Source organism: Xanthomonas hortorum (genome assembly GCF_024339125.1).
Lineage (GTDB): Bacteria > Pseudomonadota > Gammaproteobacteria > Xanthomonadales > Xanthomonadaceae > Xanthomonas > Xanthomonas hortorum.
Genome location: NZ_CP101417.1, coordinates 4,600,925 through 4,627,073, shown reverse-complemented (window position 1 = coordinate 4,627,073; position 26,149 = coordinate 4,600,925). Strand labels below are relative to the sequence as shown.

Annotated in this window: 20 protein-coding genes and 1 other RNA gene; 16 read left to right on the top strand and 5 right to left on the bottom strand. The window is 65.1% G+C overall.

Annotated features, from left to right (window positions below; genetic code table 11):
- The first annotated feature begins 185 nt into the window (after positions 1-185).
- The gene (locus tag NMB96_RS19710; RefSeq protein ID WP_043889282.1) at positions 186-767 is read left to right on the top strand and encodes a hypothetical protein; all 582 of its coding nucleotides are present in this window, start codon (positions 186-188) and stop codon (positions 765-767) included.
- A gap of 16 nt (positions 768-783) precedes the next feature.
- Here the strand turns inward: NMB96_RS19710 and NMB96_RS19705 are convergent, their stop codons facing one another.
- Positions 784-1,458: a class I SAM-dependent methyltransferase gene (locus tag NMB96_RS19705; protein ID WP_023904369.1), complete on the bottom strand. Its 675-nt coding sequence runs from the start codon at positions 1,456-1,458 to the stop codon at positions 784-786.
- A 286-nt stretch (positions 1,459-1,744) separates the two neighbouring features.
- Between NMB96_RS19705 and NMB96_RS19700 the strand changes: the two genes are divergently transcribed.
- The 3 genes from NMB96_RS19700 (at position 1,745) to NMB96_RS19690 (ending at position 4,587) form a co-directional block, all read left to right on the top strand.
- Complete coding sequence (locus tag NMB96_RS19700) at positions 1,745-2,077, top strand: SMR family transporter (protein WP_043889818.1); 333 nt, start codon at positions 1,745-1,747, stop codon at positions 2,075-2,077.
- Positions 2,078-2,192: 115 nt separating this feature from the next.
- Positions 2,193-3,815: a histidine kinase famiy protein gene (locus NMB96_RS19695; protein ID WP_255085458.1), complete on the top strand. Its 1,623-nt coding sequence runs from the start codon at positions 2,193-2,195 to the stop codon at positions 3,813-3,815.
- A gap of 696 nt (positions 3,816-4,511) precedes the next feature.
- Positions 4,512-4,587: non-coding RNA, sX9 sRNA (locus tag NMB96_RS19690), on the top strand.
- A 63-nt stretch (positions 4,588-4,650) separates the two neighbouring features.
- Here NMB96_RS19690 and NMB96_RS19685 read toward each other — a convergent pair.
- From NMB96_RS19685 to NMB96_RS19670, 4 genes are all read right to left on the bottom strand, one after another.
- The gene (locus NMB96_RS19685) at positions 4,651-4,929 is read right to left on the bottom strand and encodes an oxidative damage protection protein (RefSeq protein ID WP_006451832.1); all 279 of its coding nucleotides are present in this window, start codon (positions 4,927-4,929) and stop codon (positions 4,651-4,653) included.
- A gap of 53 nt (positions 4,930-4,982) precedes the next feature.
- Positions 4,983-6,056, bottom strand: coding sequence for an A/G-specific adenine glycosylase (mutY, locus tag NMB96_RS19680; protein ID WP_043889281.1), 1,074 nt, complete (start codon positions 6,054-6,056; stop codon positions 4,983-4,985).
- Positions 6,057-6,112: 56 nt separating this feature from the next.
- Complete coding sequence (gene ftsY / locus NMB96_RS19675; protein WP_255085457.1) at positions 6,113-7,786, bottom strand: signal recognition particle-docking protein FtsY; 1,674 nt, start codon at positions 7,784-7,786, stop codon at positions 6,113-6,115.
- Positions 7,787-7,990: 204 nt separating this feature from the next.
- The gene (locus NMB96_RS19670) at positions 7,991-8,707 is read right to left on the bottom strand and encodes an AraC family transcriptional regulator (RefSeq protein WP_006451835.1); all 717 of its coding nucleotides are present in this window, start codon (positions 8,705-8,707) and stop codon (positions 7,991-7,993) included.
- Positions 8,708-8,867: 160 nt separating this feature from the next.
- Here NMB96_RS19670 and NMB96_RS19665 point away from each other — a divergent pair, with 160 nt between their 5' ends.
- The 12 genes from NMB96_RS19665 (at position 8,868) to NMB96_RS19610 (ending at position 25,971) form a co-directional block, all read left to right on the top strand.
- Positions 8,868-9,806, top strand: a complete 939-nt coding sequence (locus NMB96_RS19665; RefSeq protein ID WP_255085456.1) for a proline racemase family protein — start codon at positions 8,868-8,870, stop codon at positions 9,804-9,806.
- Positions 9,806-11,068 (top strand): NAD(P)/FAD-dependent oxidoreductase, encoded by a 1,263-nt coding sequence (locus NMB96_RS19660; protein ID WP_255085455.1) that lies wholly within the window; start codon positions 9,806-9,808, stop codon positions 11,066-11,068. Before NMB96_RS19665 ends, NMB96_RS19660 begins: the two co-directional genes overlap by 1 nt.
- Positions 11,065-11,310, top strand: a complete 246-nt coding sequence (locus tag NMB96_RS19655) for a 2Fe-2S iron-sulfur cluster-binding protein (RefSeq protein ID WP_006451839.1) — start codon at positions 11,065-11,067, stop codon at positions 11,308-11,310. The genes NMB96_RS19660 and NMB96_RS19655 overlap by 4 nt, the downstream gene beginning before the upstream one ends.
- Positions 11,303-12,616, top strand: a complete 1,314-nt coding sequence (locus tag NMB96_RS19650; protein ID WP_023904360.1) for an FAD-dependent oxidoreductase — start codon at positions 11,303-11,305, stop codon at positions 12,614-12,616. Before NMB96_RS19655 ends, NMB96_RS19650 begins: the two co-directional genes overlap by 8 nt.
- Positions 12,613-13,521 (top strand): dihydrodipicolinate synthase family protein, encoded by a 909-nt coding sequence (locus NMB96_RS19645; protein ID WP_023904359.1) that lies wholly within the window; start codon positions 12,613-12,615, stop codon positions 13,519-13,521. The genes NMB96_RS19650 and NMB96_RS19645 overlap by 4 nt, the downstream gene beginning before the upstream one ends.
- Positions 13,522-13,719: 198 nt before the next feature.
- Positions 13,720-15,336: an aldehyde dehydrogenase family protein gene (locus NMB96_RS19640; RefSeq protein WP_043889816.1), complete on the top strand. Its 1,617-nt coding sequence runs from the start codon at positions 13,720-13,722 to the stop codon at positions 15,334-15,336.
- A complete protein-coding gene (locus NMB96_RS19635; RefSeq protein ID WP_023904357.1) occupies positions 15,333-16,532 on the top strand; it encodes a M24 family metallopeptidase in 1,200 nt (399 codons plus the stop codon). Before NMB96_RS19640 ends, NMB96_RS19635 begins: the two co-directional genes overlap by 4 nt.
- Positions 16,533-16,648: 116 nt before the next feature.
- Positions 16,649-18,466 carry a DUF885 domain-containing protein gene (locus tag NMB96_RS19630; protein ID WP_255085454.1) on the top strand — a complete coding sequence of 606 codons (1,818 nt, stop codon included), beginning with the start codon at positions 16,649-16,651 and terminating at the stop codon, positions 18,464-18,466.
- Positions 18,463-20,343 (top strand): DUF885 domain-containing protein, encoded by a 1,881-nt coding sequence (locus NMB96_RS19625; RefSeq protein ID WP_255085453.1) that lies wholly within the window; start codon positions 18,463-18,465, stop codon positions 20,341-20,343. Before NMB96_RS19630 ends, NMB96_RS19625 begins: the two co-directional genes overlap by 4 nt.
- Before the next feature lie 66 nt (positions 20,344-20,409).
- Positions 20,410-21,996, top strand: a complete 1,587-nt coding sequence (locus NMB96_RS19620; RefSeq protein WP_023904354.1) for an APC family permease — start codon at positions 20,410-20,412, stop codon at positions 21,994-21,996.
- The gene (locus NMB96_RS19615; RefSeq protein ID WP_023904353.1) at positions 21,986-24,334 is read left to right on the top strand and encodes a S9 family peptidase; all 2,349 of its coding nucleotides are present in this window, start codon (positions 21,986-21,988) and stop codon (positions 24,332-24,334) included. Before NMB96_RS19620 ends, NMB96_RS19615 begins: the two co-directional genes overlap by 11 nt.
- Entirely contained in the window at positions 24,334-25,971 is a 1,638-nt protein-coding gene (locus NMB96_RS19610; RefSeq protein ID WP_425520895.1) for a DUF5597 domain-containing protein, read from the top strand. The genes NMB96_RS19615 and NMB96_RS19610 overlap by 1 nt, the downstream gene beginning before the upstream one ends.
- The last annotated feature ends 178 nt before the right edge of the window (positions 25,972-26,149 follow it).

Sequence of the window (26,149 nt, the reverse complement as noted above, 5' to 3'; positions counted from 1 at the left end):
ACAACGGTGTGTGAGTTGTTGGCTGTGCGCAGGTGGTGCTCAGTCGCCTGTGGCGCTGCAGCGCGTGGTACTCCGCAACGCATCACCGGTCGAGGAGCCTGCATGGCCGGGTATGCTTGTGGGCTTGATCAGACGAAGGAACGGCAATGACGAAACACCACTGGTGGTTGGCAATGGCAATGGCAATGGCACTGGCCGCGGCCGTGCCGTGTGGCGCGTCCACGCTGCCTGCCAATGCGTCAAAGTTGCTGCCTGCCGGGCAGACGGTGATCGGCGTTGCCACTGCGGATCTGACTGGAGACGGCCGGCAGGATTATGTGGTGGCCCTGCGCGCCTCGTCTGAAGGCACATTGGATGCGCTGCGCTCCAGCGGGCGTGCTGCGCCTGCGCGCACCTTGCTGGTGTTGGTGGCGAACGCGGACGGTGGCTTTGTCGAAGCCGGGCGCAATACGCGGGTGATCTTCAAGGCCGACGAAGGCGGCCAGTGCGATCCGTTTCTGGATGGCGAAGAAGGCTTGGTGGCGAAGGGCGCGTATTTCACCGTACAGAATGGCGTGTCGTGCGGGCAGCATTGGACCGACTACATCACCTTCCGCTACGACCGTGCCCGCGGTGGGTTCTTTTTCCACAAGCGTGTGACGGAAAGCTGGGAAATGAATACCGATGACAGGCCTGATGCCGAGGCGATGCGGATGAGCGAGCACACCGAGATCAAGGCCGATCCGCGCAAGCCGGTGTCGCTGTCGGCGTACGCGCCGACGCCGTGATGGCATAGCGTTGCGATCAGCCGCCTGCCGGCCTCCAGTTGTCCATGTTGCGCCGATAGACGAACAGACGCGGTGCCTTGGCCACCTGCACCGAGGCCTGGCGATCGCCGGCAATCAGCGAAAACCCGATGTCTGCGAGCATGCGCGATAGTGCATTGGCATTGCCGCGGCCCGGGTCGCTGATGACGATCTCGCACGAGGGCTTGGCAAGCGCGGGGATGAGTTTTGCCAGCATGGTGGCGTGGCGGGTTTCGTAAAGCACGTCGCTGGCGATGATCATGTCGAACTGGCCCATGTTCGGCGCGCCGGTGTCCCAGTCCAGGCGCCGGTACGGCACCGATTCCAGCGCATTGAGCGCAGCGTTGTAGGCCAGAAACACTTCGGCCAGCGGGTGGTGATCGCTGGCGACGACGTCGGCGCCGCGCCTGCGCAGCACCAGACTCGCCAGCCCCAAGCCGCAACCGAGTTCGAGGATGCGTCTGCCTTCGATCGGGCGCGTGGCCATCGCTTCGGCCAGCAGTTGCCCGGCCGGCCAGACCTGGCCGAACAGACTCCACTGCGCGGACGAAATGCCCGCCTCGGCAGCGCTTTCATCGGGATCGGCGTACTGCTGCTTGTCGGCCAGTGCGCGAATGACGTAGGTCAGCTGCCCGAAGGTCAACTCGTGAATCTGGGTCTGGTAGCCCGGCATGGTGATACCGCATGGTCGCCAGACGAAGGCACTGGCGCGGGAAAGAATGCGCGCAACGGTGCCAGAACGGCCGGACGCGGCGCAGGAGCTGCTTGGTGCCCGCGCATGCTACGGCAAAACCTTGCCGATGCACGTCTGCGGATGTCTAGGCATGGCAGCGTGTGGCGCCAAGCTTGGCCGGCTTGCAGCAAGCGACCATGTCTGCGATGGCTCACAGCTGCGCGCTTGCATGCAAGCCGGCGCTGGCGGTTATGGTCGCCGGATTGCGGACGACAAGGTGGCAGCGATGAAGAACTGGGTGTTCCTGGCGGTGGCAATCTGCGCAGAAGTCACCGCGACCTCGGCGCTCAAATCCAGCGAAGGCTTCACGCGCTTGTGGCCATCGCTGCTGACGGTGCTGGGCTATGGCATTTCGTTTTATTTTCTTGGGCTCACATTGCGTGTCATCCCGGTCGGCATCGCCTACGCCCTGTGGTCGGGCGCGGGCATCGTGCTGATTTCGCTGGTGGCGTGGGCACTCCATGGGCAACGCCTGGATGCACCGGCGATGCTGGGTATGGGGTTGATCGCGGCTGGGGCAGTGGTGATCAATGTGTTTTCCAAGGTTGCGCCACACTAGCCTGCACGGGCGAACGCTGCCTTAGTGGCAAAACGTACGCAGCGCCTGTGAGGAGTCAACTAACCGCCTCCAACTAGACTCCGGTCATGAACATTGCCCTGCGCAGAAGATGCACTTGAACGATCCCGGTCACGGAGCGCCATGTGCGCCCCACATCAGCGGATCTCGCGGTCCTCCTGTCGAGAAGCAACGCTCGGATATCTTTTTTGCCGCGGTGGAAACCACGCGGATGCCGATGACGGTGACCGACCCGCATTTGCTGGACAACCCCATCGTGTTCGCCAACCGCGCATTTCTGGAAATGACCGGGTATTCGTCGGAAGAGGTCATTGGCCACAATTGCCGTTTTCTGCAAGGGCCGGACACCGACCCGGCCAACGTCAACGAGGTTCGCGATTCCATCGCCAACCGTCGCGCATTCGCCACCGAAGTGATGAATTACCGCAAGGACGGTTCTTCGTTCTGGAATGCGCTGTTCGTCTCGCCGGTGTTCGATGACAAGGGCGAGCTGGTGTATTTCTTCGGTTCGCAGCTGGATGTGAGCCGTCGCCGCGATGCCGAGGATGCCTTGCGTCAGGCGCAGAAGATGGAAGCGCTGGGTCAATTGACCGGCGGTATTGCGCACGATTTCAATAATCTGCTGCAGGTGATGTCCGGCCATCTGGAAGTGATCCAGATGATGGCTGCGGACGGCGGTGGTAATGCCAAACGCATTGCGTTCAGTGCCGAGCAGGCGGCCGCTGCTGCTACCAAGGCGGCCACATTGACCCAGCAACTGCTCGCATTTTCGCGCAAGCAGAAGTTGCGCGGCGGCGTGGTGAATCTCAACGGTCTGGTGTCGGGCATGAACAACATGGCCGAGCGCACGCTGGGCGGCGACATCAGCCTGCGGCAGTCGCTGGAAGAGGGGCTGTGGAATTGTCAGATCGACACCACCCAGGCCGAAATGGCGCTGCTGAATGTGTTGATCAACACGCGCGATGCGATGGCCTATGCCGAGCGCAAGGAAGTCACGGTACAGGCGCAGAATGTGGAGATCACCAGCCACAAGCTGGCGACCTATCACCAGTTGGCACCGGGCCGCTATGTGAGCATCGCGGTGCGCGACACCGGCTCGGGCATGCCGCCGGACATCGCCAGCCGGGTCATGGAGCCGTTCTTCACCACCAAGGAAGAAGGCCAGGGCACCGGGCTGGGGTTGTCGATGGTGTACGGCTTCGTCAAGCAGTCTGGCGGCACCGTGCGCATCCATAGCGAAGTGGGCGAGGGCACCACGGTACGGCTGTACTTCCCGGCATCCAGCAAGTATGCGGAGGACATGCCGGCGGTCGAACAGCGCGTGATCGAGCAGGGCGGTAGCGAGAACATCCTGATCGTGGAAGACAAGCAGGACGTGGCGGTGGTCGCCAAGCTCTTTCTGGAAGGTGCCGGCTACCGTGTCCTGTGCGCATCCAGCGGACGCGAAGCAATCGCAGTGCTGGAGCTGCATCCGGAGGTGGATGCGTTGTTCACCGATCTGATCATGCCGGGCGGCATGAATGGTGTGGTGCTCGCACGCGAGGCCTGCCGCATGCTGCCCAAGATCAAGATTCTGCTCACCACCGGCTACGCCGATGCCGGCATCCAGCGCACCGATGTAGGCGGCGCAGAGTTCGGCGTAGTCAATAAGCCGTATACGCAGAAGGAATTGCTCAAGCGGATCCGCTTGTTGCTGGACGGGCCTGTTGTTGTCTATTGAGCGGTGTTTGCCGAGGCAATTCGGGTGCCTGGGTGAAAAGGTGTCGCAGCTCAGAGCGAGTAACAAAGGTTAGCGAGCGGTCACCTGGCGGTGAGCGCAGCTTTTTGTTGGCCGCCTCTTGTTGGATGCAGCCCAACTCAAACGCTGGGGCGGTCGAGGGCGCGATGCCCTCACCGCTCGCGGGACACGCCGCAAGTACGTCCATGTAGGCTCGGTGGCGGCATCCATGCCGCCACACGGTCCCGCAATCGGTGAGGGCACCGCACCAGAAAGTGAGTCGGTTGCTTTGTTGAAAGCCTGCCTGTTAATCACATTGCATTTGGGAGCTGTAGGACACGCCGTCATCCAAACAACTTGCCTCTTACCTCATGCATTGCTTGCACCACGCACACCGACCATCTCCACTGGTCCTTGCCCGCCCACCATCGCGGGACCTTACGCGGCATGGATGCCGCGTAAGAGCCTACATGGATGTACTTGCGGCGTGTCCCGCGATGGTGGGCGGGCAAGGGCCCTGCAGCCAAGCCGCAGCCAAGCCGCAGATCATCCGCCCTACAGCGAAGACCCAAATCATCCGCTCTGCAACGGACCGGCATGAAGTCGTTTTTAGTAGTTCTAAATCAGTGCTGCATTTAGAGCGACTAACAAAACTACTGCGCGGCCGTCAGGCGTGCGCGGATGGTGCTCGGAATCCTCATGCACCACTCTTAGACTCCGGCCCCTGCGCGCCGTCCACGCCCACCTGACGACCGCTCGCTACATTTTGTTAGCCGCTTTTAGTCGGCAGGCTGCGCGCCCGCCTGGCGGTGAGCACAATGGTGCCCGATGGACGCGCTTACTCTTCGCTCATCGGCGCGACATAGCCATCCGGCTTGTCTGCATTGCGCTCGAACAGGAACTTCTGCAATTCGGCTTCGAGAAACGCGCGGTGCTTGGGGTCGCGTGGCGAGAGCCGGTTTTCGTTGATCAGCATGGTCTGATGCGCCAACCATGCCTGCCATGCGGTCTTGCCGATGTGTGCGAACACACGCTGGCCGAGTTCGCCGGGATACGGCACAAAATCCAGGCCGTCGGTGTCGCATTGCTGGTACTGGCAGAACACGGTGCGTGACATGCAAATTCCCTTGGATGCGCGCTCAACGTGCGCGCTTGGAGTGTGAGTGCGCCTTACAGAGCGTCGAGCAGTTTGCGGATCGGCGCCGGTAGGCCCAGCGCTGCGAGATCGGCGCGGGCCACCCAGCGCAGATCGTCATTGTCGCGCACCGCTGTACGCAGCGCGACCTTGCGGATGCGCAACGGCTGCAGATGCAGGCGGTAATGGCTGAAGGTGTGCACGATCAGCGGCATCTCATCGGCGCGCTCGTAATCACCTTGGATATGGTTGGCGAACCATGCGCGCATGCCGCTGTCGGTCTCGGCCTGTGGCAACGTCCATAGCGAGGCCCAGATACCGGTTGGCGGGCGGCGTTGCAGCAGGATCTGGTTGTCTGCGTTTTCCAGCAGCAGCGCGGTGGCTTCGCGCTCGGGTAATTGTTTGCCGGGCTTGGGCGTAGGCAATGCTTCCACCAGGCCCTCGCGGCGCGCCACGCAATCGTCCTGCAACGGACACAGCACGCATGCCGGTTTTGCGCGTGTGCACAGCGTGGCGCCGAAATCCATTTGCGCCTGCGTGTAGTCGGCCAAGCGGCCGGCCGGCACATGCGTGACATGCGTCGTCGCCAGTTGCCATAACTGCTTTTCGATCACCGGCAGGCCCGGATAGCCGGCAATGCCATGGAAGCGCGTCATCACGCGTTTCACGTTGCCGTCCATGATGGCAAAACGGTCGTTCCAGGCCTGGCTGAGGATGGCGCCCGCCGTGCTGCGGCCGATGCCGGGCAGCGCGAGCAGCGCATCGAAATCACGTGGCAACTCGCCGTCGTGCAAGGCGACGCATTGCTTGGCGGCCGCATGCAGATTGCGTGCGCGTGCGTAGTAGCCCAACCCGGCCCAATGCGCCATCACGGTGTCGTTGTCGGCCGCAGCCAGGTCGGCCAGGGTCGGGAAGCTGGCGACGAACTTCAGGAAGTACGGGATGACCACCGCGACCTGGGTCTGCTGCAGCATGATTTCCGACAGCCACACGCGGTAGGGCGCGCGCGGATGTTGCCAGGGCAGATCGTGACGACCGTGGCCGTCGAACCAGTGCAGCAGGCGGTGGACGAAAGCGTCAGCGGTGGGCGTGGCGTGGTCGGCTGGCATGGGCTCTGCTGGCGATGACTTCATAACGGCGGCAGACGCGTCCAGGCGTCTGCCGATCAGCTGCCCAACGCTTCCGGCAGCAACGCATCGACGAAGGCGACCGGGTCGAACACGCGCAGATCTTCCGGGCGCTCGCCGATGCCGGCGAAGCGGATCGGAATATTGAACTCGCGCGCCAGTGCGAACACCACGCCGCCCTTGGCGGTGCCGTCGAGCTTGGTGACCACCAGGCCGGTGACGCCGACGGCGGCATGGAACTGGCGCAGCTGCGAAATGGCGTTCTGGCCGGTGGTGCCGTCGATGACCATCAGCACTTCGTGCGGTGCGGCGGCGTCGATCTTGCCGAGCACACGGCGGATCTTGCCGAGCTCGTTCATCAGCCCGGTCTGGGTGTGCAGGCGGCCGGCGGTGTCGGCGATCAACACTTCGGTGCCGCGCGCCTTGGCCGCCTGCAGCGCGTCGAACGCCACCGATGCGGCATCGGCGTTTTGCCCTTGCGCGATCACCGCCACGCCGTTGCGGTCGCCCCAGGCCTGCAATTGCGCCACCGCGGCGGCGCGGAAGGTGTCGCCGGCGGCCAGCATCAAGCTGTTGCCGTCGTCCTTGAAACGCTTGGCGAGCTTGCCGATGGTGGTGGTCTTGCCGACGCCGTTGACGCCCACGGTGAGGATCACGAACGGCTTGACCGAGCGATCGATGACCAGCGGTTTGGAGACCGGCTGCAGCAGCGCGATGAGATCGGCGCGCAGCGCCTTGAACATCGCCTGCGCATCGACGAACTCGCGCGACTTCATGCGCTTGCGCAGGCCTTCGACCAATGCGGTGGTCGCGCCGATACCGACGTCGGCGGTGATCAGTGCGGTCTCGATCTCGTCGAGCAGATCGTCGTCGAGCTTGGGGTTGCGCGAGAACAAACCGCCGAAGCTGCGCGCGAAGGTACTGTTGCGCAGACGGTCGCGCCAGCCCGGCTTGCCGGCCGGGGCTGCGGGTAGCGCATCGCGCTGGCCAACGATGCTGTCGTTGTCCTGGGTACTCGGTAGCGGGGTGTTGACGACGACCGGTGGGGTTACGACGGGCGTGGCGACGGTGGGGGTTACGGCAACGGCCGGAGCTGCAGACGTCGGTGCAGCGGCAGGCGGTGCAACGACAGCGGGTGTTGCAGCTGGCGGGGCGGCAGGTGCCGCAGTCGTCGATGGAGCGGCAGGTGCGGGCGCAGAAGCAGCAGTCTGCGACGGCGTTGCAGGCGTTGCAGGCTGCGCGGGCACGGCAGCAGGCAGCACCGGCGCGGTGTGTGGCTGCGCGACAACCGGCGCCACCACCACTGGAGTGGGGGCAGTAGGCGTGACAGGCGGTTTGGGATCAGGCAGTGCCTGCAATGCCGAAGGCGCGGGCGTTGCCGGCGGGGCAGGCGCGGTGGGCACTGCGGCGATGCTCTGGGCCTGACCGGTACGCGCGGCGATATCTTGTGCAAGCTGTTCGGCCGGAGCGGCAGCGGGCGTGGGAGTCGCCGGCTCAGCCTGTGCGGGAGCAGGTGTGGCAACCGGTGTAGCAACCGGCACCCCTGCGGTTGTGCCGCTCGGCGCAGCAGCCGGCATGGCCTCAACCGGCGAAACCGGGGTGGCGGCAGAAGGTGCGGTCGGAAATGCGGCTGCCAGTTCTTCCAGGCTGTAGCGCGAGGTACGCGCGCTGTCGGGCGTGGTTGGCTTGTTGCGGCGAAAGAAGCTGGCCATTGGCAACGCAGTTGGGGAAACCCGAAATTCTACCATCCGGGCCCTGGCTCGCCTTGACGCGACCTTCAGCGCCGCCTCATCCGGGGCAGCACCCGGCGCGCTGCACGGTCGCCGCCGGAACCGCGAAAATCGCATCGCAACGGCAACCCAAATCCTGCCGAATTCGGCATTTGTGCCAGCCGTATGTCAGCGCCGATTTTTCGCTTACAACTGGCCTTTGAGCGCGCGGTAATCGCGCGGCGTCATGCCGACCGTGGCCTTGAATTGGCGTGCGAACGCGCTCTGGTCGGCAAAGCCGCAACGTTGCCCGATGCTGGCGATGCTGTCGTCGCCGTACAGCAGCCGCATCGCCGATTCGATGCGCAGCTTGGTCAGCAGCTGCTGCGGCGTCACCTGGAATACGCGGCGGAAATGCCGCTCCAGCTGCGCCACCGACAAGCCGGCCAGGTCGGCCAGACTCTGCACGCGCAGGTTGTCGCCGAAGTTGGCCTGCATGTGCTCCATCACCTGGCTCAAGCGTTCGTACGCGGAGTGACGGCTGTCGGGCTGGCCCAGATCGCGCGAAATACCCACGATGCCGATCACTTCGTCGGCTTCGCACAGCGGGCGCTTGAAGGTCAGGCACCAGCCGGGCAGGCGATTGGGGTACAGATGCACCTCCAGTTGATTGTCGATGAGCTCGCCGCACAGCACGCGGCGGTCCTGCATCATGTAGCTTCCGCCCAGCGGCAGCGGGAACACTTCCAGCGGCGAGCGGCCGATGATTTCGCTGCGCAGCTTGCGTCCCAGCCGGCGCACGAGCGTAAGGTTGCAGTGGGTGTAGCGGCCCTGCCCATCCTTGATGAAGAACACCACGTCCGGCAGTGCGTCGAACAGCGTCTGCATTTCCAGCGCGGGAAGGTTGAGGTCCATCGGCGTCATGGTGGCGGTCACGATTGACGGCTGCACGAAAGGCGCGGCCCAGCAATGATCCTAGCGCAAACGCGGGGCTGTGAACCGGGTTGTCGATTGTGCAGATTTCCGCATTTGCAACTCGCATTGGACGCTAGTCGCCTGCCAGCCCGCAGTGGGAGCATGAGCCATGCACACCATCGACGTCATCGACTCCCATACGGCCGGCGAACCTACCCGCGTGGTCCTCTCCGGCTTCCCCGATCTGGGCGATGGCGATCTGGCGCAGTGTCGCGAGCGCTTTCGTAACGAGTTCGATCAGTGGCGCAGCGCGATCGCCTGCGAACCACGCGGCTCGGACACCATGGTCGGCGCCTTGTTGCTGCCGCCACGCGACCCCAGCGCCTGCACCGGGGTGATCTTCTTCAACAACGTCGGCTACCTGGGCATGTGCGGGCACGGCACCATCGGGGTGGTGCGCACGCTGGCCGCGCTGGGGCGCATCGCGCCGGGCCAGCACCGCATCGAAACCCCGGTCGGCACGGTCGGCGTGGAGCTGGCCGAAGACGGCACGGTGTCGGTCGACAATGTCGAGAGTTATCGCTTTGCGACCGGCGTGGAGGTGGACGTGCCCGGTCACGGCCGCGTGCGCGGCGATGTGGCCTGGGGCGGCAACTGGTTTTTCATCACCGAGCAGGCGCCGTGTGTGCTGGATCTGGCGCATCAGCGCGAACTGACCGCTTATACCGAAGCGATCCGGCTGGCCTTGGAAGCGGCCGGCATCACCGGTGAGGCCGGTGGCGAGATCGACCATATCGAAGTCAATGGCGCCGCCCCCGATGCCAGCGGCGTGGCACGTAATTTCGTGCTGTGCCCGGGCCTGGCCTACGACCGCTCGCCGTGCGGCACCGGCACCAGCGCCAAACTGGCCTGCCTGGCCGCCGACGGCAAGCTGGGCGAGGGCGAGCATTGGGTGCAGCAAGGCATCCTTGGTAGCACGTTCGAAGGCAGTTATCGGTTGAGTGGGCGTGGCATTGCGCCGCGCATCAGCGGGCATGCCTACATCACCGCGCGCTCGCAGTTGTCGATCGACCCGGCCGACCCGTTCGCCTGGGGCATCGTGGCCTGATGCACCAGCTGCCGCGCGCGCAGGGAAGTGCCGGCGCAGCGCCTGCTGCGTCAGCCGCCGTGTCCGCGGCCGCGCAGACCGGTGATGCGGTGGCTGCATACGCCGCTGCACGAACAGACACGCACACATCGCCGACCGCTGCGGCCACGCGACGCAGCTACGACCTGATTGTGATTGGCGCAGGCATTGTCGGCGCGGCCTGCGCCGAGGCGGCGGCTGGCGAAGGGCTGCGCGTGGCCATCGTCGAGCCGGGGCCGATCGGCGGCGGCTCCACCGCTGCGGCGATGGGGCACCTGGTAGCGATGGACGACGACCCGGCCGAGCTGGCGTTGTCGGCGTACTCGTTACGGCTGTGGGAGCGGTTTGCGCAACTGAGCGAGGCCGAATTCAGCCGTTGCGGCACGCTGTGGGTGGCGCGCGATGCGCGCGAGCTGGCGGCGGTGCCGGCCAAGATCGCGCGCTTGGCGGCGGCCGAGCTGCATGCCGAAGCCATCGATGCGACGCAGTTGTATGCATTGGAACCGCAACTGGTGCCGGGCCTGGCCGGCGGCATGCGCGTGCCCGGTGAGGCCGTGGTGTATCCGCCGCGGGTGGCGCGGCATCTGGTGAGCCTGGCCTGCAAGGCGGGCGCGCAGCTGTTTGCTGGCCGCAAGGTGGAGCAGTTGCAGGCGCATGGGGTGCGTCTGGACGATGGCCAGCTGTTGGCCGGCCCGGTGCTGGTGGCCAGCGGTGTGGCCTTGCCGCAGTTGCTGCCCGAGCTGGCGTTGCGCCCACGCAAGGGCCATCTGGTCATCACCGACCGCCATCCGGGGGTGATCCGGCATCAGTTGCTGGAGTTGGGCTATGCGGATTCGGCGCATGGCGCCGACGACACTAGCGTGGCGTTCAATGTGCAGCCGCGACCGACCGGGCAGATCCTGATCGGCTCTTCGCGCCAGTTCGGCGAGCACGATCGCGCGCTGTCGATGCCGGTGCTGCAGCAGATGCTGCAACGTGCCTTTGCCTATCTGCCGGTGTTGCGCGAGTTGCAGGCGATCCGGGTGTGGACCGGGTTGCGCCCGGCCACACCGGACGGGCGGCCGTATCTGGGGGCGGTGCCCGGCCGGCGCGATGTGTGGGTGGCCGCCGGTCATGAGGGGCTGGGTGTCACCACGGCGCTGGGGAGCGCACGGGTGATCGTGGACAGCCTGCTCGGGCGCACGCCAGCCATCGACCCGGCGCCTTATGCACCGGCACGCGCCGTGCATGGTGCAGCCGCATGAGCGCGACGGTGCGTCTGCACGTAGATGCGCAAGCAGTCGAAGTGCCGGCCGGCGCCAGCGTTGCCGCGGCTGTGGCGCTGGCGACGCTGCAGTTTCGGCAATCGTGCAGTGGCCAGCCGCGCGCGCCGTTGTGCGGCATGGGCGTGTGTTTCGAATGCCGGGTGCGTATCGATGGCATCGGCCAGCAACGCGCCTGCCTGGTGGATGCGCGCGACGGCATGCAGGTACGCACCGATGGCTGAGCGCGTGCAGCATTTCGATGTGTTGGTGATCGGCGCCGGCCCGGCCGGCCTGGCGGCGGCGCAGGCGGCGGCCAGCCATGGCGTGCGCGTGGGCGTTGTCGACATGCAGCCGCGTGCCGGCGGGCAGGTGTGGCGCAGCGATGTGCAGTACGGTGCGCCGGCCGATGCGCGCGCGCTGTTGCAACAGGTGCAGGGCGATACCTCGATCACGCTGCTGACGCGCACGCAGATCCTGTTGGCGCAGCCGGGTTGGCTGTTGGCCGATGGCCCGGACGGCACGCTGCAACTGCATTACGCAGCCCTGGTGCTGGCCACCGGTGCGCGCGAATTGCTGCTGCCATTCCCGGGCTGGACCTTGCCCGGCGTTACCGGCGCCGGCGCGGCGCAGGCGCTGGCCAAACAGGGCTGGCCGCTGGCCGGCAAGCGCGTGGTCGTCGCTGGCAGCGGCCCGTTGCTGCTGGCCAGTGCGGCCACCTTGCAACGGCATGGCGCACAGGTGCTTGGCATCCACGAACAAACTTCTGCAGCTGCGTTGCGGCAGTTCGCATTGCAGTTGTGGCGCTGGCCGGGCAAGGCGGCGCAGGCGGTGTCGTTGCGCTTGCAGTTGCGCGCGGTGGCGTATCGCGCAGGTAGTTGGGTTGTTGCCGCTTACGGCGACACGCAACTGCGCGAAATCGAAATCGAAGGGCCTGCCGGCCGCACGCGTATCGCCTGCGATCAACTGGCCGTTGGCTATGGCCTGGTGCCCAATACCGAGCTTGCGCAGTTGCTGGGGTGTCAGCTCGAAGCCTGCGGCGCGCATCAGCAAGTACGCGTGGATGCGTTGCTGCGCACCAGCGTCACCCAGGTATTCGCAGCCGGCGAAGCCTGCGGCATCGGCGGGCGCGATTGCGCGCTGATCGAAGGCGCGATGGCCGGACATATGGCCGCCGATGCGCCCGAGGCCGCGCTGCGCTTGCAGCCACGTCGGCGTGCCGCGCGTGCGTTCGCGGAAGTATTGCAACAGCAGTTCGCACTGAATCCAGGCATCCGCACGTTGGCGCAGCCCGACACCCTGGTGTGCCGCTGCGAAGACGTGCCGCTGGCTGCATTGGACAGCTTCAACGATGCACGCGATGCCAAGCTCGCTTCGCGCTGCGGCATGGGCGCTTGCCAGGGCCGTATCTGCGGCACTGCGCTGGCCGAACTGGGGCGCTGCCCGCCCGAACTTTCCACCGACGCCGGCCGCCGGCCGCCGTTGTTCCCGGTCCGCCTCGCGGCGCTGGCCGACCCGTTCACTTCCGACTCGCAAGGGAATCATCCATGAGCATTGCTGCGTTCTGGCACGGCGTGTTGCCGGCCATCACCACCCCGTTCACCGCCTCCGGTGAGATCGACCACGACTTCCTGGGCAAGCACGCCAATCAGCTGGTGGACGCCGGTTGCACCGCGATCGTGCCGCTGGGCTCGCTGGGCGAAGCGGCCACCCTGAGCGTGGACGACAAGCTTGCCGTACTCAAGACGCTGATCACCGCGTTGAACGGCCGCGTGCCGGTGGTGCCCGGCATCGCCAGCCTGGCGACCGCTGAAGCGGTGGCGCTGGCCAAGGCCGCAAAGGAACTCGGTTGCGGCGGGCTGATGGTGTTGCCGCCGTACGTCTATTCCACCGATTGGCGCGAGATGGGCGCACATGTGCGCGCAGTGATCGCCGCGACCGATCTGCCGGTGATCCTGTACAACAATCCGGTGGCCTACAAGACCGATTTCGGCCCGGCGCAGATCGCCGAGCTGGCGGCCGAATTCCCCAATCTGCAGGCAGTGAAGGAATCCTCGGGCGATGTGCGTCGCTTCGCCGCGTTGCAGGAATTGCTGGGCGATCGTCTGGCGCTGCTGGTCGGCATGGACGATGCCATCGTCGAAGGCCTGAGCATGGGCGCCAAGGGCTGGATCGCCGGTCTGGTCAATGCGTACCCGAAGGAATCGGTGCGCCTGTTCGAACTCGCGCGCGATGGCGGGTATCCGGCGGCCAAGGAACTCTACGACTGGTTCCTGCCACTGCTGCGCCTGGATACCGTGCCCAAGTTCGTGCAGTTGATCAAACTGGTGCAGGAAAAAGTGGGCCTCGGCAGCGAGCACGTGCGCGCGCCGCGCATGGTGGTCGACGGTGCCGAGCGTGAGGCGGCGCTCAAGGTCATCGATCATGCGATCGCCACTGCGCCGACATTGTCCTGACGATGACGTCTTGCTGCACGCTACTGGGTGATCGCCGTGCACGGAGTCACGCGCTGACGTGGCGGCCGGTGTAGCGAGACGTTTGTCGATGAGGATGTCGCATTACCGCGACATCCTCCTCGCTCCTGGTCGGCCGCTGCCGCATGGTGCGCAGGGTCCGTCCTCATGCAACTGTTCCATGCAACCGAAGGTGCCGCAATGAACGACACGATCCACTCCATCCCCTTGCAGCAGGCCGAGGTATTGCTGGCCGGCCAGTGGCAAGCCAGCCGCGATGCGACCGGCAGCTTCCGTGCGGCCGACCCGACCACGGGCGAGGCGATCGGGCCGCAATTCCCGGTCAGCGGTGCGGACGACATCGAGACGGCAATTGCGGCGGCGCAAGCGGTGGCAGCAGAGCTTGCGGCAGCGTCGGTCGAACAGATTGCGGCGTTTCTGGACGCTTATGCCGACGCGCTGGACGCCGATGCCGACACGCTGGTGGCGCTTGCGCATGCCGAAACTGCATTGCCGGCGCCCACGCGCTTGCGCGGCAACGAACTGCCGCGTACCAGCGGTCAATTGCGCCAGGCCGCACAGGCAGTGCGCAGTTACAGCTGGACCCAACCCATCATCGACACCGCTGCCGATCTGCGTTCGCATCTGGCGCCGCTGGGCAAGCCGGTATTGGTATTTGGCCCGAACAATTTCCCGTTCGCCTTCAATGCGATCGCCGGCAGCGATTTCGCCTCGGCCATTGCCGCGCGCAACCCGGTGATCGCCAAGGCGCATCCGCTGCATCCGGCCACCAGCCAGCGCATGGCGCAGCTTGCGCACGCCGCCTTGGTCGCGGCGGGCCTACCGGCTGCGGCGGTGCAATTGCTGTATCACTTCGACAACGCGATAGGTGTGCGACTGGCCGGCGATGCGCGGCTGGGTGCGATCGGCTTCACTGGTAGCCGCGCAGGCGGGCTGGCGCTGAAGGCGGCCGCCGATGCGGCCGGCGTGCCGTTTTATGCGGAGCTCTCCAGCGTCAACCCGGTGTTCCTGCTGCCGGGCGCACTAGTCGAACGCGGTGCCGCCTTGGCGCAGGATTTCTTTTCCTCGTGCACCTTGGGTAGCGGCCAGTTCTGCACCAATCCCGGTGTGGTGGTGGTGCCGCACGGCGAAGCGGGCGATGCGTTCGTTGCCGCGACCACGGCGCATTTCGACGCCGCCATGCCGATGGTGCTGTTTTCCAGTTCAGGCGTGGAAGGCGTGCAACGCGGTGTGGCGGCCTTGCGCGCTGCCGGCGCCGCGCTGCTTGCCGGGGGGCATACCGGCGAAGACGGGTATCGCTATGCGCCAACCTTGTTGAATGTGGATGCGCAGGCATTCATCGCAAACCCGCAGGCGCTGCAGACCGAGGCCTTCGGCCCGGTGAGCCTGCTGGTGCGTACGCGCGACGTTGCGCAGATGCAACAGGTTGCCGCCGCATTCGAAGGCAATCTCACCGGCACCTTGTATCGCGCGGCCGATGGCAGCGACGATGCGGCCTGGCAGGCCATCGCACCGGTGCTGCGTGCGCGGGTGGGGCGGTTGATCAACAGCAAGATGCCGACCGGCGTTGCAGTAAGCGCGGCGCAAAATCATGGCGGGCCGTTCCCCAGCACCGGGCATCCGGGGTTCACCGCGGTGGGCATGCCCGGTTCGATTCGCCGTTTTGCTGCCTTGCATAGCTACGACGCGGTGCCGGACGCCTTGCTGCCGGCCGAGTTGCGTCAGCGCAATCCGGGCGGTGTCGCACGTCTGGTGGATGGGCAGTGGAGCACTGCCGATCTCGGAGCGGGCACATGAGCAGCCAGATCGGCGGGGTGTCGTTGGAACAGGCACGCGCGCAACTGACGCCGTGGACGCAACGCGCCGCGCCGATCGCCGCCGACGAATACCAACAGCGCATCGAACGCGCACGCCGCCTGATGCGCGCGCATGGCGTGGATGCATTGCTGGTCGGCGCCGGCACCTCGCTGCGTTATTTCACCGGCGTGCCGTGGGGTGCGAGCGAGCGTCTGGTCGCGCTGCTGCTCACGCTGGACGGCGACCCGGTCTTGATCTGCCCCGCGTTCGAAGAAGGCTCGCTGGATGCGGTGCTGAAGATTCCAGTTGCCAAGTATCTGTGGGAAGAACACGAGGACCCGTACGCGCTGGTGGTGCAGGCCATGGACGAACGCCACGCGCATGCATTGGCGCTGGATCCAGGGATTGCCTTTGCCGTGCACACCGGCTTGCGCGCGCATCTGGGTACGGCGATCCGCGATGCCGGCTCCATCATCGATGGCTGCCGCATGTGCAAGTCGCCGGCCGAGCTGGCGCTGATGCAGCAGGCTTGCGACATGACCTTGCTGGTGCAGCGGCTGGCGGCCGGCATCGCGCAGGAAGGCATCGGGACCGATCAGCTGGTGCGCTTCATCGACGAGGCACATCGCGCGCTGGGCGCGGACAACGGCTCGACCTTCTGCATCGTGCAGTTCGGCCATGCCACCTCGTTCCCGCACGGGATTCCCGGTGTGCAGCATCTGCGCGAAGGCGAGCTGGTGCTGATCGACACCGGCTGCACCGTGCAGGGCTATCACTCCGATATCACTCGCACCTGGAGTTACGGCACGCCCAATGCTGCGCAACAGCGGATCTGGGACCTGGAACAGGCTGCGCAGGCGGCGGCGTTTGCGGCGATACGCCCAGGCATCGCCTGCGAAGCAGTGGACCAGGCGGCGCGCAAGGTACTAGAGGCGGCAGGGCTTGGCCCCGACTATCGCTTGCCCGGCTTGCCGCATCGCACCGGTCACGGCTGCGGACTGGCGATCCATGAAGCGCCGTACCTGGTGCGTGGCAATGCGCTACCGCTGCAGCCGGGCATGTGCTCCAGTAACGAGCCGATGATCGTGGTGCCCGGCGAGTTCGGCGTGCGCCTGGAAGACCATTTTTATGTCACCGATGCCGGCGCGCAGTGGTTTACACCGCCATCGCTGGCGATCGACCAACCGTTTGCATAAGCCTGCACGGGCCAACGCATCCGTAGGAGCGCGCTTGCGCGCGATGGGCGTTACCGAGAAAGCCGCTCGCGCGCAAGCGCGCTCCTACCGCCGTCCTCGCATCTTGGAGTAACTGCATGAACCACCTGCGTCCTGTCGCCATCGGCCTGCTGGCCGCCGCACTGTTCACTGCCTGCAAGCCGGCGCCGCCCGCAGCGGAGACAGCGGCTGCGGCCACTTCCGCGCCGAGCAGCGAGCAGGCCGCCAAGGCCTTCGACGCGCTGTTGGACAAACAATGGCAGTACCAGCTGCAGCACAACCCGGAGTTCGCCAGCATTATCGGCGACAAACGTTACAACGATCGTTGGAGCGACTACTCGCTTGAGGCCGTGCAGGCCGAGCGCAGCGCCACTGCCGAGCTGCTCAAGCAGTTCGAGGCAATCGACAGCAAGACGCTGGACGAACAACGCCAGCTCAGCCTGCAGATGATGCTCGGCCAATTACGCGACAAGCTGGAAGGCATCGACCTGAAAACCTATGCGATGCCGCTGGAGCCGATCGGCGGCATCCAGTTGGGGTTGGCAGGCTATGGCGATGCGTTTCCGTTCGAAAACGCCAAGGATTATCAGGACTACATCAAGCGCCTGCAGACGATTCCAACGGTGATCGACCAGGTGATCGCGGTGTCGCGGCAGGGTGCTAAAGAGGGTCTCACCCAGCCGCGTTATCTGCTGGAGCGCCTGCCCGAGCAGATCGACAAGATCGCAGCGCTGACCGGCGAGCAGAGCCCGTTCGCCTCGCCGCTGAAAAAACTCGACGCCGCCGTGCCGGCCGACCAGCGCGACGCGCTGCGCAAACAATTACTCGCTGCGATCGAGCAACAGGTACGCCCGGCCTACGGCAAGTTGGCCGCGTTCGTGCGCGACGAATACGCCGCGCAAGGGCGCGCGCAGGAAGGTCTGTGGTCGCTGCCCGATGGCGAACGCCGCTATCGCTACGCCATCCATACCCAGACCACCACCGATATGGCGCCGGAGGAGATCCATCAGATCGGCCTGAAGGAAGTCGCGCGCATCGAAGGCGAGATGACGGTGATCGCCAAGGCGCAAGGCTTTGCGGATCTGGCCAGCTTCCGCAAGGCGGTGGAGACCGACAAACGCCACTTCGCCACCTCCAGCGAGCAGATCCTGCAGCAGTACCGCCAGTACATCGCCGCGATGCAGCCGGAACTGCCCAAGCTGTTCGGCCACCTGCCGAAAACACCGCTGGACGTACAGGCGATGCCGGCATTCCGGCGCAGCGCACCCGGCGCCGAATATTGGCAGAGCAATCCGGAAGGCACCAAACCGGCGATCGTGAAGGTCAACACCAGCGACTTCGCCAGCCGCACGCTGGTCAATATCGAAACCACCGCGTATCACGAGGGCGTGCCGGGCCATCACCTGCAGATCTCGCTTGCGCAGACGCTGCCGTTGCCGCCGTTCCGCCAGCAGGCCGGCTACAACGCCTACATCGAAGGCTGGGCGCTGTATGCCGAGCGGCTGGGCAAGGAGATCGGCTTCTTCAAGGACCCGTACAATGATTACGGTCGGCTCTCCGGCGAGTTGTTGCGGGCCAACCGCCTGGTGCTCGACACCGGCGTGCATTACAAGCATTGGAATCGCCAGCAGATGGTGGAGTTCTTCCACGCGCATCCGTCCGACGACGAGCCCAGCATCCAGTCCGAAACCGACCGCTATATCGTCTGGCCGGGTCAGGCACTGGGTTACAAGTTGGGGCAGCTGCAGATTCTTGCGCTGCGTGCGGAAGCCGAAAAAGAACTCGGCGCTCGCTTCGACGTGCGCGCCTTCCACGATGCGGTGCTGGGCGGTGGCGCGATGCCGCTGGCGATGTTGCAGCAACGCGTGCGGCAGTGGATTGCACAGGCCAAAGCTGCGCCGGAGGCACGCGGATGAAGACGGGCAGCGCTTTACGCGCGAGCGCATTGAGTCTGTTGATTGCGGCAAGCGTGAGTGGCGTTGCCTGGGCCGCCCAGGCTGCCGAGCCGGTCGCCGCCACGCAGAACACCGCCACGCAGAACGCGGCAGCCGCGCGCTTCAAGGCGTTGTACACGCGCGAATGGCGCTGGCGGCAGGCGCAGCTGTCCGGCGCGGTGGATGAAGACAATCAGGCTACGCAAGACAAGCAGTCCGACCATCTGCCAAAGGTCGATGTGGCCACGCAAAACCAGCGCACCGCGTATTGGCAACAGGCCTTGAAGGAACTGGATGCGATTCCGTCGGCGCAGTTGCCGGCCGAAGATCAGGTGAGTTATCAGGTGTATCGGCAACAGTTGCTGGTGCTGCTGGATCAGCAGCATTTTCGTGCCTGGGAAATGCCGTTCAACAGCGACTCGGCGTTCTGGAGCGATCTGGGTTTCAGCGCCGAGGCCAAGTTGCGCACGCGCGAGGACTACCTGCGCTATCTGAAGATGCTGGCCGATATCCCGCGCTATTTCGCCGAACACACCGACAATATGCGTGCCGGCCTGGCGCGTGGTTTCAGCCAGCCCAAGGTGACGCTCACCGGGCGCGACCAATCCATTGCCGATGTGGTGCAAGCCAAGGGCGAGGTCAACCCGTTCTATGCACCGTTCAAGCAGATGCCGGCGACGCTGCCGGCCGATGTGCAGGCGCAATTGCGGCAGCAGGCGGTGCAGACCATCGATGCGCAGGTGCTACCGGCCTACGCCAAGCTGCTGGACTTCATCCGCAACGAGTACCAGCCGCGCGCGCGCACCACGCTGGCCGGCGAGGCATTGCCGGATGGCCAGGCCTACTACCGCGCGCAGATCCGCGAGTTCACCACGCTCGAGTTGAGCCCCGATCAAATCCACCAGATCGGCCTGCAGGAAGTGGCCAAGCTGCGCACGCAGATGGATGAGACCATCGTCGCCAGCGGCTTCAAACCGCCGGCCGGGCAGGCGGTGTTTCCTACGTTCCTGCATTTCCTGCGCAGCGACCCGCAGTTCTATGCCAAGACGCCGGAAGAATTGCTCAAGCAGGCCGCATGGATCGCCAAGCGCGTGGATGCCAAGGTGGGCGATTACATCGGCCGGCTGCCGCGCCGACGCTTTGCGATCGAACCGGTGCCGCCGGAACTGGCGCCGTTCTATACCGGCGGCCGCGGCGGTCCCGGCATCTATCTGGTCAACACCTACAATCTGCCATCGCGGCCGTTGTACAACCTGACCGCATTGACGTTGCACGAGTCATCGCCCGGCCACGCACTGCAAATGCCGCTGGCGGCAGAAGCGCAAGGGCTACCGGAGTTCCGCCGCTATGGGTTCATCTCCGCCTATGGCGAGGGCTGGGCCTTGTACTCGGAGTATCTGGGCCAGGAAATGGGCATGTACGACACGCCCTATGATCGCTTCGGTTATCTCACTTATCAGATGTGGCGCGCCTGCCGTTTGGTGATCGACACCGGCATCCACCACAAGGGCTGGACGCGCGCGCAGGCGCAGGCCTATCTGCGCGACAACACTGCCTTGAGCGAACACGAAGTCACCACCGAGGTGGATCGCTATATCGCCTGGCCGGGGCAGGCGTTGTCGTACTACCTGGGCGAGCTGAAAATTCTTGAGTTGCGTCGCAAGGCCGAAGCCGCCTTGGGCGAGACATTCGACCTGCGCCATTTCCACGACGCGGTACTGCAGACCGGCTCGGTGCCGCTGCCGGTGCTGGAGGCGCGCATCGACCGGTTCATTGCCGACGGTGGTGTCTCGCCGTATGCCGCCGAAGATGCTGCCGAGTCACCGGCGGCAGATGCCAAGGCGGCTGCCAGCGACTGATACACGTAAAACCTGCTGACGTTTTTTCGCAACAGCAACCGCGCTTTCCACTCTTCGGGGCGACGAATGACCACACACGGTGCGACCACGCAAGGCAAGTTTCACAAGCGACTCAGCCTGACCGACCTGACCTTTATCGGGCTGGGTTCGATCTTCGGCTCGGGCTGGCTGTTTTCGGCCAGCCATGTCTCTTCCATCGCCGGGCCGGCCGGCATCCTGTCGTGGATACTCGGTGGCATCGCAGTGCTGCTGCTGGGGCTGGTGTATTGCGAATTGGGGGCAGCGCTACCGCGTGCCGGCGGGGTGGTGCGCTACCCGGAGTATTCGCATGGCGCCTTGCTCGGCTCGTTGACCGGCTTCATCACCTTGATCGCGTTCTCCAGCCTGATCGCGATCGAGGTGGAAGCCGCGCGCCAATATGCGGCGGCATGGTTTCCGGTGCTCAATCAGGCCAATGGCTCGCACCCAAGCATCTGGGGTTGGTTGGTACAGCTCGCATTGCTGCTGCTGTTTTTCCTGCTCAACTATTTCAGCGTCAAGACCTTTGCGCTGGCCAACAACATCGTCAGCGTGTTCAAGTTTCTGGTGCCGATCCTGGTGATCGTGCTGCTGATGAAGCACTTCAATCCGGGCAATCTCACCGTGCACGGGTTTGCACCTTCGGGCATGGCCGGGGTGGAAGCGGCGATCTCGGCCGGCGGCATCATCTTCGCCTACCTGGGCCTGACGCCGATCGTGTCGGTGGCCAGCGAGGTGCGCGACCCGCAGCGCAATATTCCGATCGCCTTGATCCTGTCGGTGGCCTTGTCCACGGTGATCTATGTGCTGCTGCAGCTGGCGTTTCTGGGCAGCATTCCGTCTGCGCAATTGGCGCCTGGCTGGAGCGGTATCGACAAGGTGTTTGCACTGCCGTATCACGACATCGCGCTGGCACTGGGCATGGCGTGGTTGGCCGCGTTGGTGATCTGCGATGCGATGGTCTCGCCCAGCGGCACCGGCAATATCTACATGAATGCCACCCCGCGCGTGGTGTACGGTTGGGCGCGTAGCGGCGGGTTCTTGCCGGTGCTGACGCGGGTGGATCCGCAATCGGGCATTCCGCGGCCGGCGTTGTGGTTGAGCCTGGGCCTGTCGATCTTCTGGACGTTGCCGTTTCCCTCGTGGGAGACCTTGATCGGCGTGGTGTCGGCGGCACTGGTGCTGAGCTATGCAGTGGCGCCGGTCACCGTGGCCGCGTTACGCCGCAGCGCGCCGGATTTGCCGCGGCCGTTCCGGGTGCGTGGTTTTGCGGTGCTGGGTCCGTTGTCGTTCATTGTCGCCGCCTTGATCATCTACTGGTCCACCTGGCCCACCTTGTCGTGGTTGCTCGGTCTGCAGGTGCTCGCGTTCGTGCTGTACGTACTGTATCGCTTGCCCTCACGCGAGGGCCGTGCACGCTTGCTGCGGCAGGTGCGTGCATCGCTGTGGTTGATCGTGTTCTTCGTGCTGGTGATGGCGGTGTCGTGGGCGGGCACGTTCGGCGGTCACGGCTGGATCGCGCATCCGTTCGATACCTTGAGCGTGGCGGTGATTGCGTTCTTCATTTACCACTGGGGCGCGCGTAGCGGCTTGCGCAGCGATGAGCTGGCGCTGGAGGAGGACGATGGCGAGTGAGCTGCGCCGTGACGCGCGCGTGTCGCACTGGTTGCGTGGCTGCTGGAATGGGTTGGCTGCGTGCATCGTGGTGCTATCGACTGCTGCGCAGGCGGCGCCAAGCGTGGCCGACTACCAACGCTCGCTGGGGTTGCGCGAACAATGGAGCACGTTGACCGAGAACGTGGCGTGGCCTGCGCAATGGAAGGACAATGGCGCGTTTTACTACCGCAAGACGGTGCCTGGCGGATTCGCCTTTGTCAGCATGGACGTCGCCACGCTGCAGAAAAAACCGGCCTTCGATCAACTGCGCGTGGCGCAGGCATTGCAGGCGGCGACCGGCAAGACCTACACCGCGCTGCAGTTGCCGTTCGAACGCTTTGCGTATGCACAAGACGGCGTGGGTGACGCCGTTGCGATCCGCTTCGAGCTTGGCGAAGAGATCTGGCGTTGCACGCTGACGAGCTACCGCTGCGCACGCGATGATGCCGGCACGCAGGCACGTCCACGCGGCTTCGATGTGGTGCGCGACCCTGGAGTGCCAGCCGACAACACGCCACGTCGTTCGCCCGATGGCCGTTGGGAAGCGCTGGCCGATGGCTGGAATTTGGTCTTGCGCCGCGTTGCCGATGGGCAGCTGACCCGGCTCAGCACCGATGGTCGTGCAGACGATTATTTCGATCCGGAGAGCATCGCCTGGTCGCCGGATTCGCAGCGCCTGGCGGTGTATCGCGTGCGTCCCGGCCTTGCCCGCCGCGTGACCCGTGTGGAAGCTGCGCCTGCGGGTGGCGGCCAGCCGGTCGTGCGCAGCCAGCTGTATCCCAAGCCGGGCGATGCGGTGGATGTGGAGCGGCCGGTGCTGTTCGCCGTGGACGGCACGCGCCATGACGTGGAGACCAGCTTGTTCGCCAATCCGTATGTGCTGTCGCCTTTGCAGTGGCGCAGTGATGGCCGCAGCGTGAGCTTCGACTATGTGCAACGCGGCTTTCAACGCATGCGGGTGATTGCGGTGGACGCGCAGACAGGTCGCGCGCATGTTGCGGTCGGCGAGGACACGTCTACATTCGTGTATGCCGACCGTAGTTTCCGTCACGATGTGGATGCACACGGCGATGAGCTCCTGTGGATCTCCGAACGCGACGGCTGGCGGCATCTGTATCTGATCGATGGCCGCAGCGGCAAGCCCAAGCGACAACTCACGCATGGTGCGTGGATCGTGCGCGATGTGTTGCGCGTGGACGATGCGCAGCGGCGCATCTGGTTCACCGCCAGCGGCATGGATGCCGGCAAGGACCCGTACTACCGGCAGCTCTACAGCGTGGATTTCGACGGCCGCCAGTTGACCCGGCTGACGCACACCGACGCCGACCACGATGTGGCGATTGCAGAAGACGGCCGGCATTACATCGATGTGTATTCGCGCCCGGATCTGCCGCCGGTGATGGAACTGCACGCCATCAATGGCCGGCTGCTGCAGCAAGTGGAACAGGGCAACATCGACAAGTTGCTGGCAGCCGGCTGGCGCGCACCGGAGACCTTCGTGGCCAAGGGCCGCGATGGGCGCACCGACATCTGGGGCATGGTGGTGCGCCCGCGCGATTACGATCCCAGCAAGAAATATCCGGTGATCGAGAACATCTACGCCGGACCGCACGACTCCTTCGTGCCCAAGACGTTCTGGCCGTTCGGCTATCACTCCGGTGGCGACAAGCAGATCGGCATGCAGGCGCAGGCGGATCTGGGCTTTATCGTGGTGATGATCGACGGCATGGGCACCGCCAATCGCTCCAAGGCCTTTCACGATGTAGCGTGGAAAAACCTCGGCGATTCCGGCTTTCCCGATCGCGTCGCCTGGCATCGTGCGTTGGCCGCAAAAGATCCGTCCTACGATATCGGCCGGGTCGGCATCTATGGCGCGTCGGCCGGTGGACAGAGCACGCTGGGCGCGCTCGAGCGGCATCCGGATTTCTACAGGGTGGGCGTGGCGTTTGCCGGTTGCTACGACAACCGCATGGACAAGATCAGCTGGAACGAGCAATGGATGGGTTGGCCGGTGGATGCCAGCTATGCGCAGGCCTCGGGCGTGGTCAACGCGGCCACGCTGCAGGGCGATCTGCTGCTGATCGTCGGCGAGCAGGACAGCAACGTGGATCCGGCCTCCACTGCGCAGGTGGTCGATGCGTTGATCAAGAGTGGCAAGGACTTCGAGCTGCTCAACGTGCCCGGCGGCGAACATTCGGTGGGCCGGTCAAGCGGGCCGATCGACTATGTGCAGCGCCGCCAGTACGACTTCTTTGTGCGCCATCTGCGCCATGAACCCACACCGCATTGGAACTCACTACCGTCGGAGGCGCGATGATGCGTTTGTTTGCCCGAAAAATGGCGCAACCGCGCGGCCGTATCGCAGGCCTGCTGTGGTCGCTCGCGGTGTTGGCCGGTAGCGCGCCGCTGCTGGCCAATGCAGAAGACCTGCCGCGCTTCGTTACCCAAAACGGCCACCATGCGGTGTTCGTCGATGGCGCGCCCTACACCATACTGGCTGCGCAGCTGCACAACTCCAGCGCCTGGCCGGCAGTGCTGCCCAAGGCGCTGGACGAAGTAGTGGCGCTGCATGCCAACACGGTGGAAGCACCGGTGTATTGGGAGCAGTTCGAGCCGGCGCCCGGGCGCTTCGATACCACCAACGTGGATGCCTTGATTGCCGGCGCGCGCAAGCGTGGTCTGCGTGTGGCGTTGTTGTGGTTCGGCAGCTGGAAGAACGGCCAGATGCATTACGTCCCCGAATGGATCAAGCGCGACGAGGCCACCTACCCGCGCATGCGCGATGCCAACGGCGAACCGGTAGATGTGTTGTCGCCGCATGTGGCCGCCAACGTACAGGCCGATGCGCGCGCGTTCACCGCGTTGATGCAGCACCTGCGCAAGGTCGATGGCGACCGCCACACGGTGATCCTGGTACAGGTGGAAAACGAGCCTGGCGCCATCGGCACTGTGCGCGATCATGGCCCGGCTGGCGAGGCGGCGTTCGCGCAGCCCGTGCCTGCCGCAATCGCGCAAGCGCTGGGTAAACCGCAGGGTAGCTGGCAGCAGCTGTTCGGTGCCGAAGCGGCCGAAGCCTTCAATGCGCATGCCACCGCGTCGTATATCGAACAGGTGGCTGCGGCCGGCAAGCGCGCCTACCCGCTGCCGCTCTACGTCAACACCTGGCTGCGCTACAAGGGCAAACGCTATCCGGGCCTGGATTATCCGTCCGGCGGTGCGACGGTGAACATGTTCGCGCTGTGGCGCGCGGCCACGCCGTCGATCGACTTCATCGGCACCGATATCTATACCAACGACTACAACGAGTACACCAAGGTCATCGGCCAGTACGCGCGGCCGGACAACCCGGCCTGGGTCTCGGAGACCGGCTTCGAGGCGGCGACGGCGCCGTATCTGTTCCATGTGCTGGGGCAGGGGGGGATCGGCTTTTCGGTGTTCGGCATGGATGGCAACCAGGACAGCGCCGCCAACCGCGCCGCGATCGCTGCGCACGCGGCCAACTTCAAGTTGCTGGCGCCGTTGCAGCGGATCCTGGCCCAGGCGGCCTTCGACGGCCGGCTGCAGGCGGTGGCCGAACAGCCCGGCGCGCCGCAACGCACGCTGCGCTTCGGCGACTGGGAGGCCAAGGTGTCGTTCGGTGCGCCGATGTGGGGCGATGCGCCGGCGATCCTGCCGGGCAACGACGACCACGCAGGGCGGCTGCTGGTGGCGCAGCTGGGGCCGGAGGAGTTCCTGGTCACCGGCATGGCCGCGCGGATTGAATTTTTCCGCGATGCGGCCGATACCCGTCATGGGCAACTGTTGCGGGTGGAGCAGGGGCGGTATGTGGACGGACGCTGGCAGGTCGAAAGACAGCTCAACGGCGACCAGACCGACTATGGCCTCAACTTTGGTCGTGTGGATGCGGCGGGCGAGGTGCCTGTGGTGCTGCGTGTGCGGGTCGGCACGTATTGAGCGTGCGTGAGGCGACTGCGCAGCCGTGTGGCGGGTGTGGTCGGAATCGGTGAGTGCTAGACCTGGATTGCAGTTTCTGTCCGCCGGTTGTCCTCACGTAAGGAACGCTTGCCACGCGGCTTGGATGGCGTAAGAGCGACAGCAGCACAGCGCGTTTGCCAGCAACGATTGTGCTGAT

Bases quoted from the DNA above. Each gene is read 5' to 3' on its own strand.
- ftsY (WP_255085457.1), bottom strand. From the start codon at position 7,786: ATGGCCAGCTTCTTTCGCCGCAACAAGCCAACCACGCCCGACAGCGCG.
- NMB96_RS19645 (WP_023904359.1), top strand. From the start codon at position 12,613: ATGAGCATTGCTGCGTTCTGGCACGGCGTGTTGCCGGCCATCACCACC.
- NMB96_RS19655 (WP_006451839.1), top strand. From the start codon at position 11,065: ATGAGCGCGACGGTGCGTCTGCACGTAGATGCGCAAGCAGTCGAAGTG.
- NMB96_RS19650 (WP_023904360.1), top strand. From the start codon at position 11,303: ATGGCTGAGCGCGTGCAGCATTTCGATGTGTTGGTGATCGGCGCCGGC.
- NMB96_RS19660 (WP_255085455.1), top strand. From the start codon at position 9,806: ATGCACCAGCTGCCGCGCGCGCAGGGAAGTGCCGGCGCAGCGCCTGCT.
- NMB96_RS19625 (WP_255085453.1), top strand. From the start codon at position 18,463: ATGAAGACGGGCAGCGCTTTACGCGCGAGCGCATTGAGTCTGTTGATT.
- NMB96_RS19685 (WP_006451832.1), bottom strand. From the start codon at position 4,929: ATGTCACGCACCGTGTTCTGCCAGTACCAGCAATGCGACACCGACGGC.
- NMB96_RS19640 (WP_043889816.1), top strand. From the start codon at position 13,720: ATGAACGACACGATCCACTCCATCCCCTTGCAGCAGGCCGAGGTATTG.
- NMB96_RS19710 (WP_043889282.1), top strand. From the start codon at position 186: ATGGCACTGGCCGCGGCCGTGCCGTGTGGCGCGTCCACGCTGCCTGCC.
- NMB96_RS19620 (WP_023904354.1), top strand. From the start codon at position 20,410: ATGACCACACACGGTGCGACCACGCAAGGCAAGTTTCACAAGCGACTC.
- NMB96_RS19665 (WP_255085456.1), top strand. From the start codon at position 8,868: ATGCACACCATCGACGTCATCGACTCCCATACGGCCGGCGAACCTACC.
- NMB96_RS19700 (WP_043889818.1), top strand. From the start codon at position 1,745: ATGAAGAACTGGGTGTTCCTGGCGGTGGCAATCTGCGCAGAAGTCACC.
- NMB96_RS19705 (WP_023904369.1), bottom strand. From the start codon at position 1,458: ATGCCGGGCTACCAGACCCAGATTCACGAGTTGACCTTCGGGCAGCTG.
- NMB96_RS19615 (WP_023904353.1), top strand. From the start codon at position 21,986: ATGGCGAGTGAGCTGCGCCGTGACGCGCGCGTGTCGCACTGGTTGCGT.
- NMB96_RS19670 (WP_006451835.1), bottom strand. From the start codon at position 8,707: ATGACGCCGATGGACCTCAACCTTCCCGCGCTGGAAATGCAGACGCTG.
- NMB96_RS19610 (WP_425520895.1), top strand. From the start codon at position 24,334: ATGCGTTTGTTTGCCCGAAAAATGGCGCAACCGCGCGGCCGTATCGCA.
- mutY (WP_043889281.1), bottom strand. From the start codon at position 6,056: ATGCCAGCCGACCACGCCACGCCCACCGCTGACGCTTTCGTCCACCGC.
- NMB96_RS19635 (WP_023904357.1), top strand. From the start codon at position 15,333: ATGAGCAGCCAGATCGGCGGGGTGTCGTTGGAACAGGCACGCGCGCAA.
- NMB96_RS19630 (WP_255085454.1), top strand. From the start codon at position 16,649: ATGAACCACCTGCGTCCTGTCGCCATCGGCCTGCTGGCCGCCGCACTG.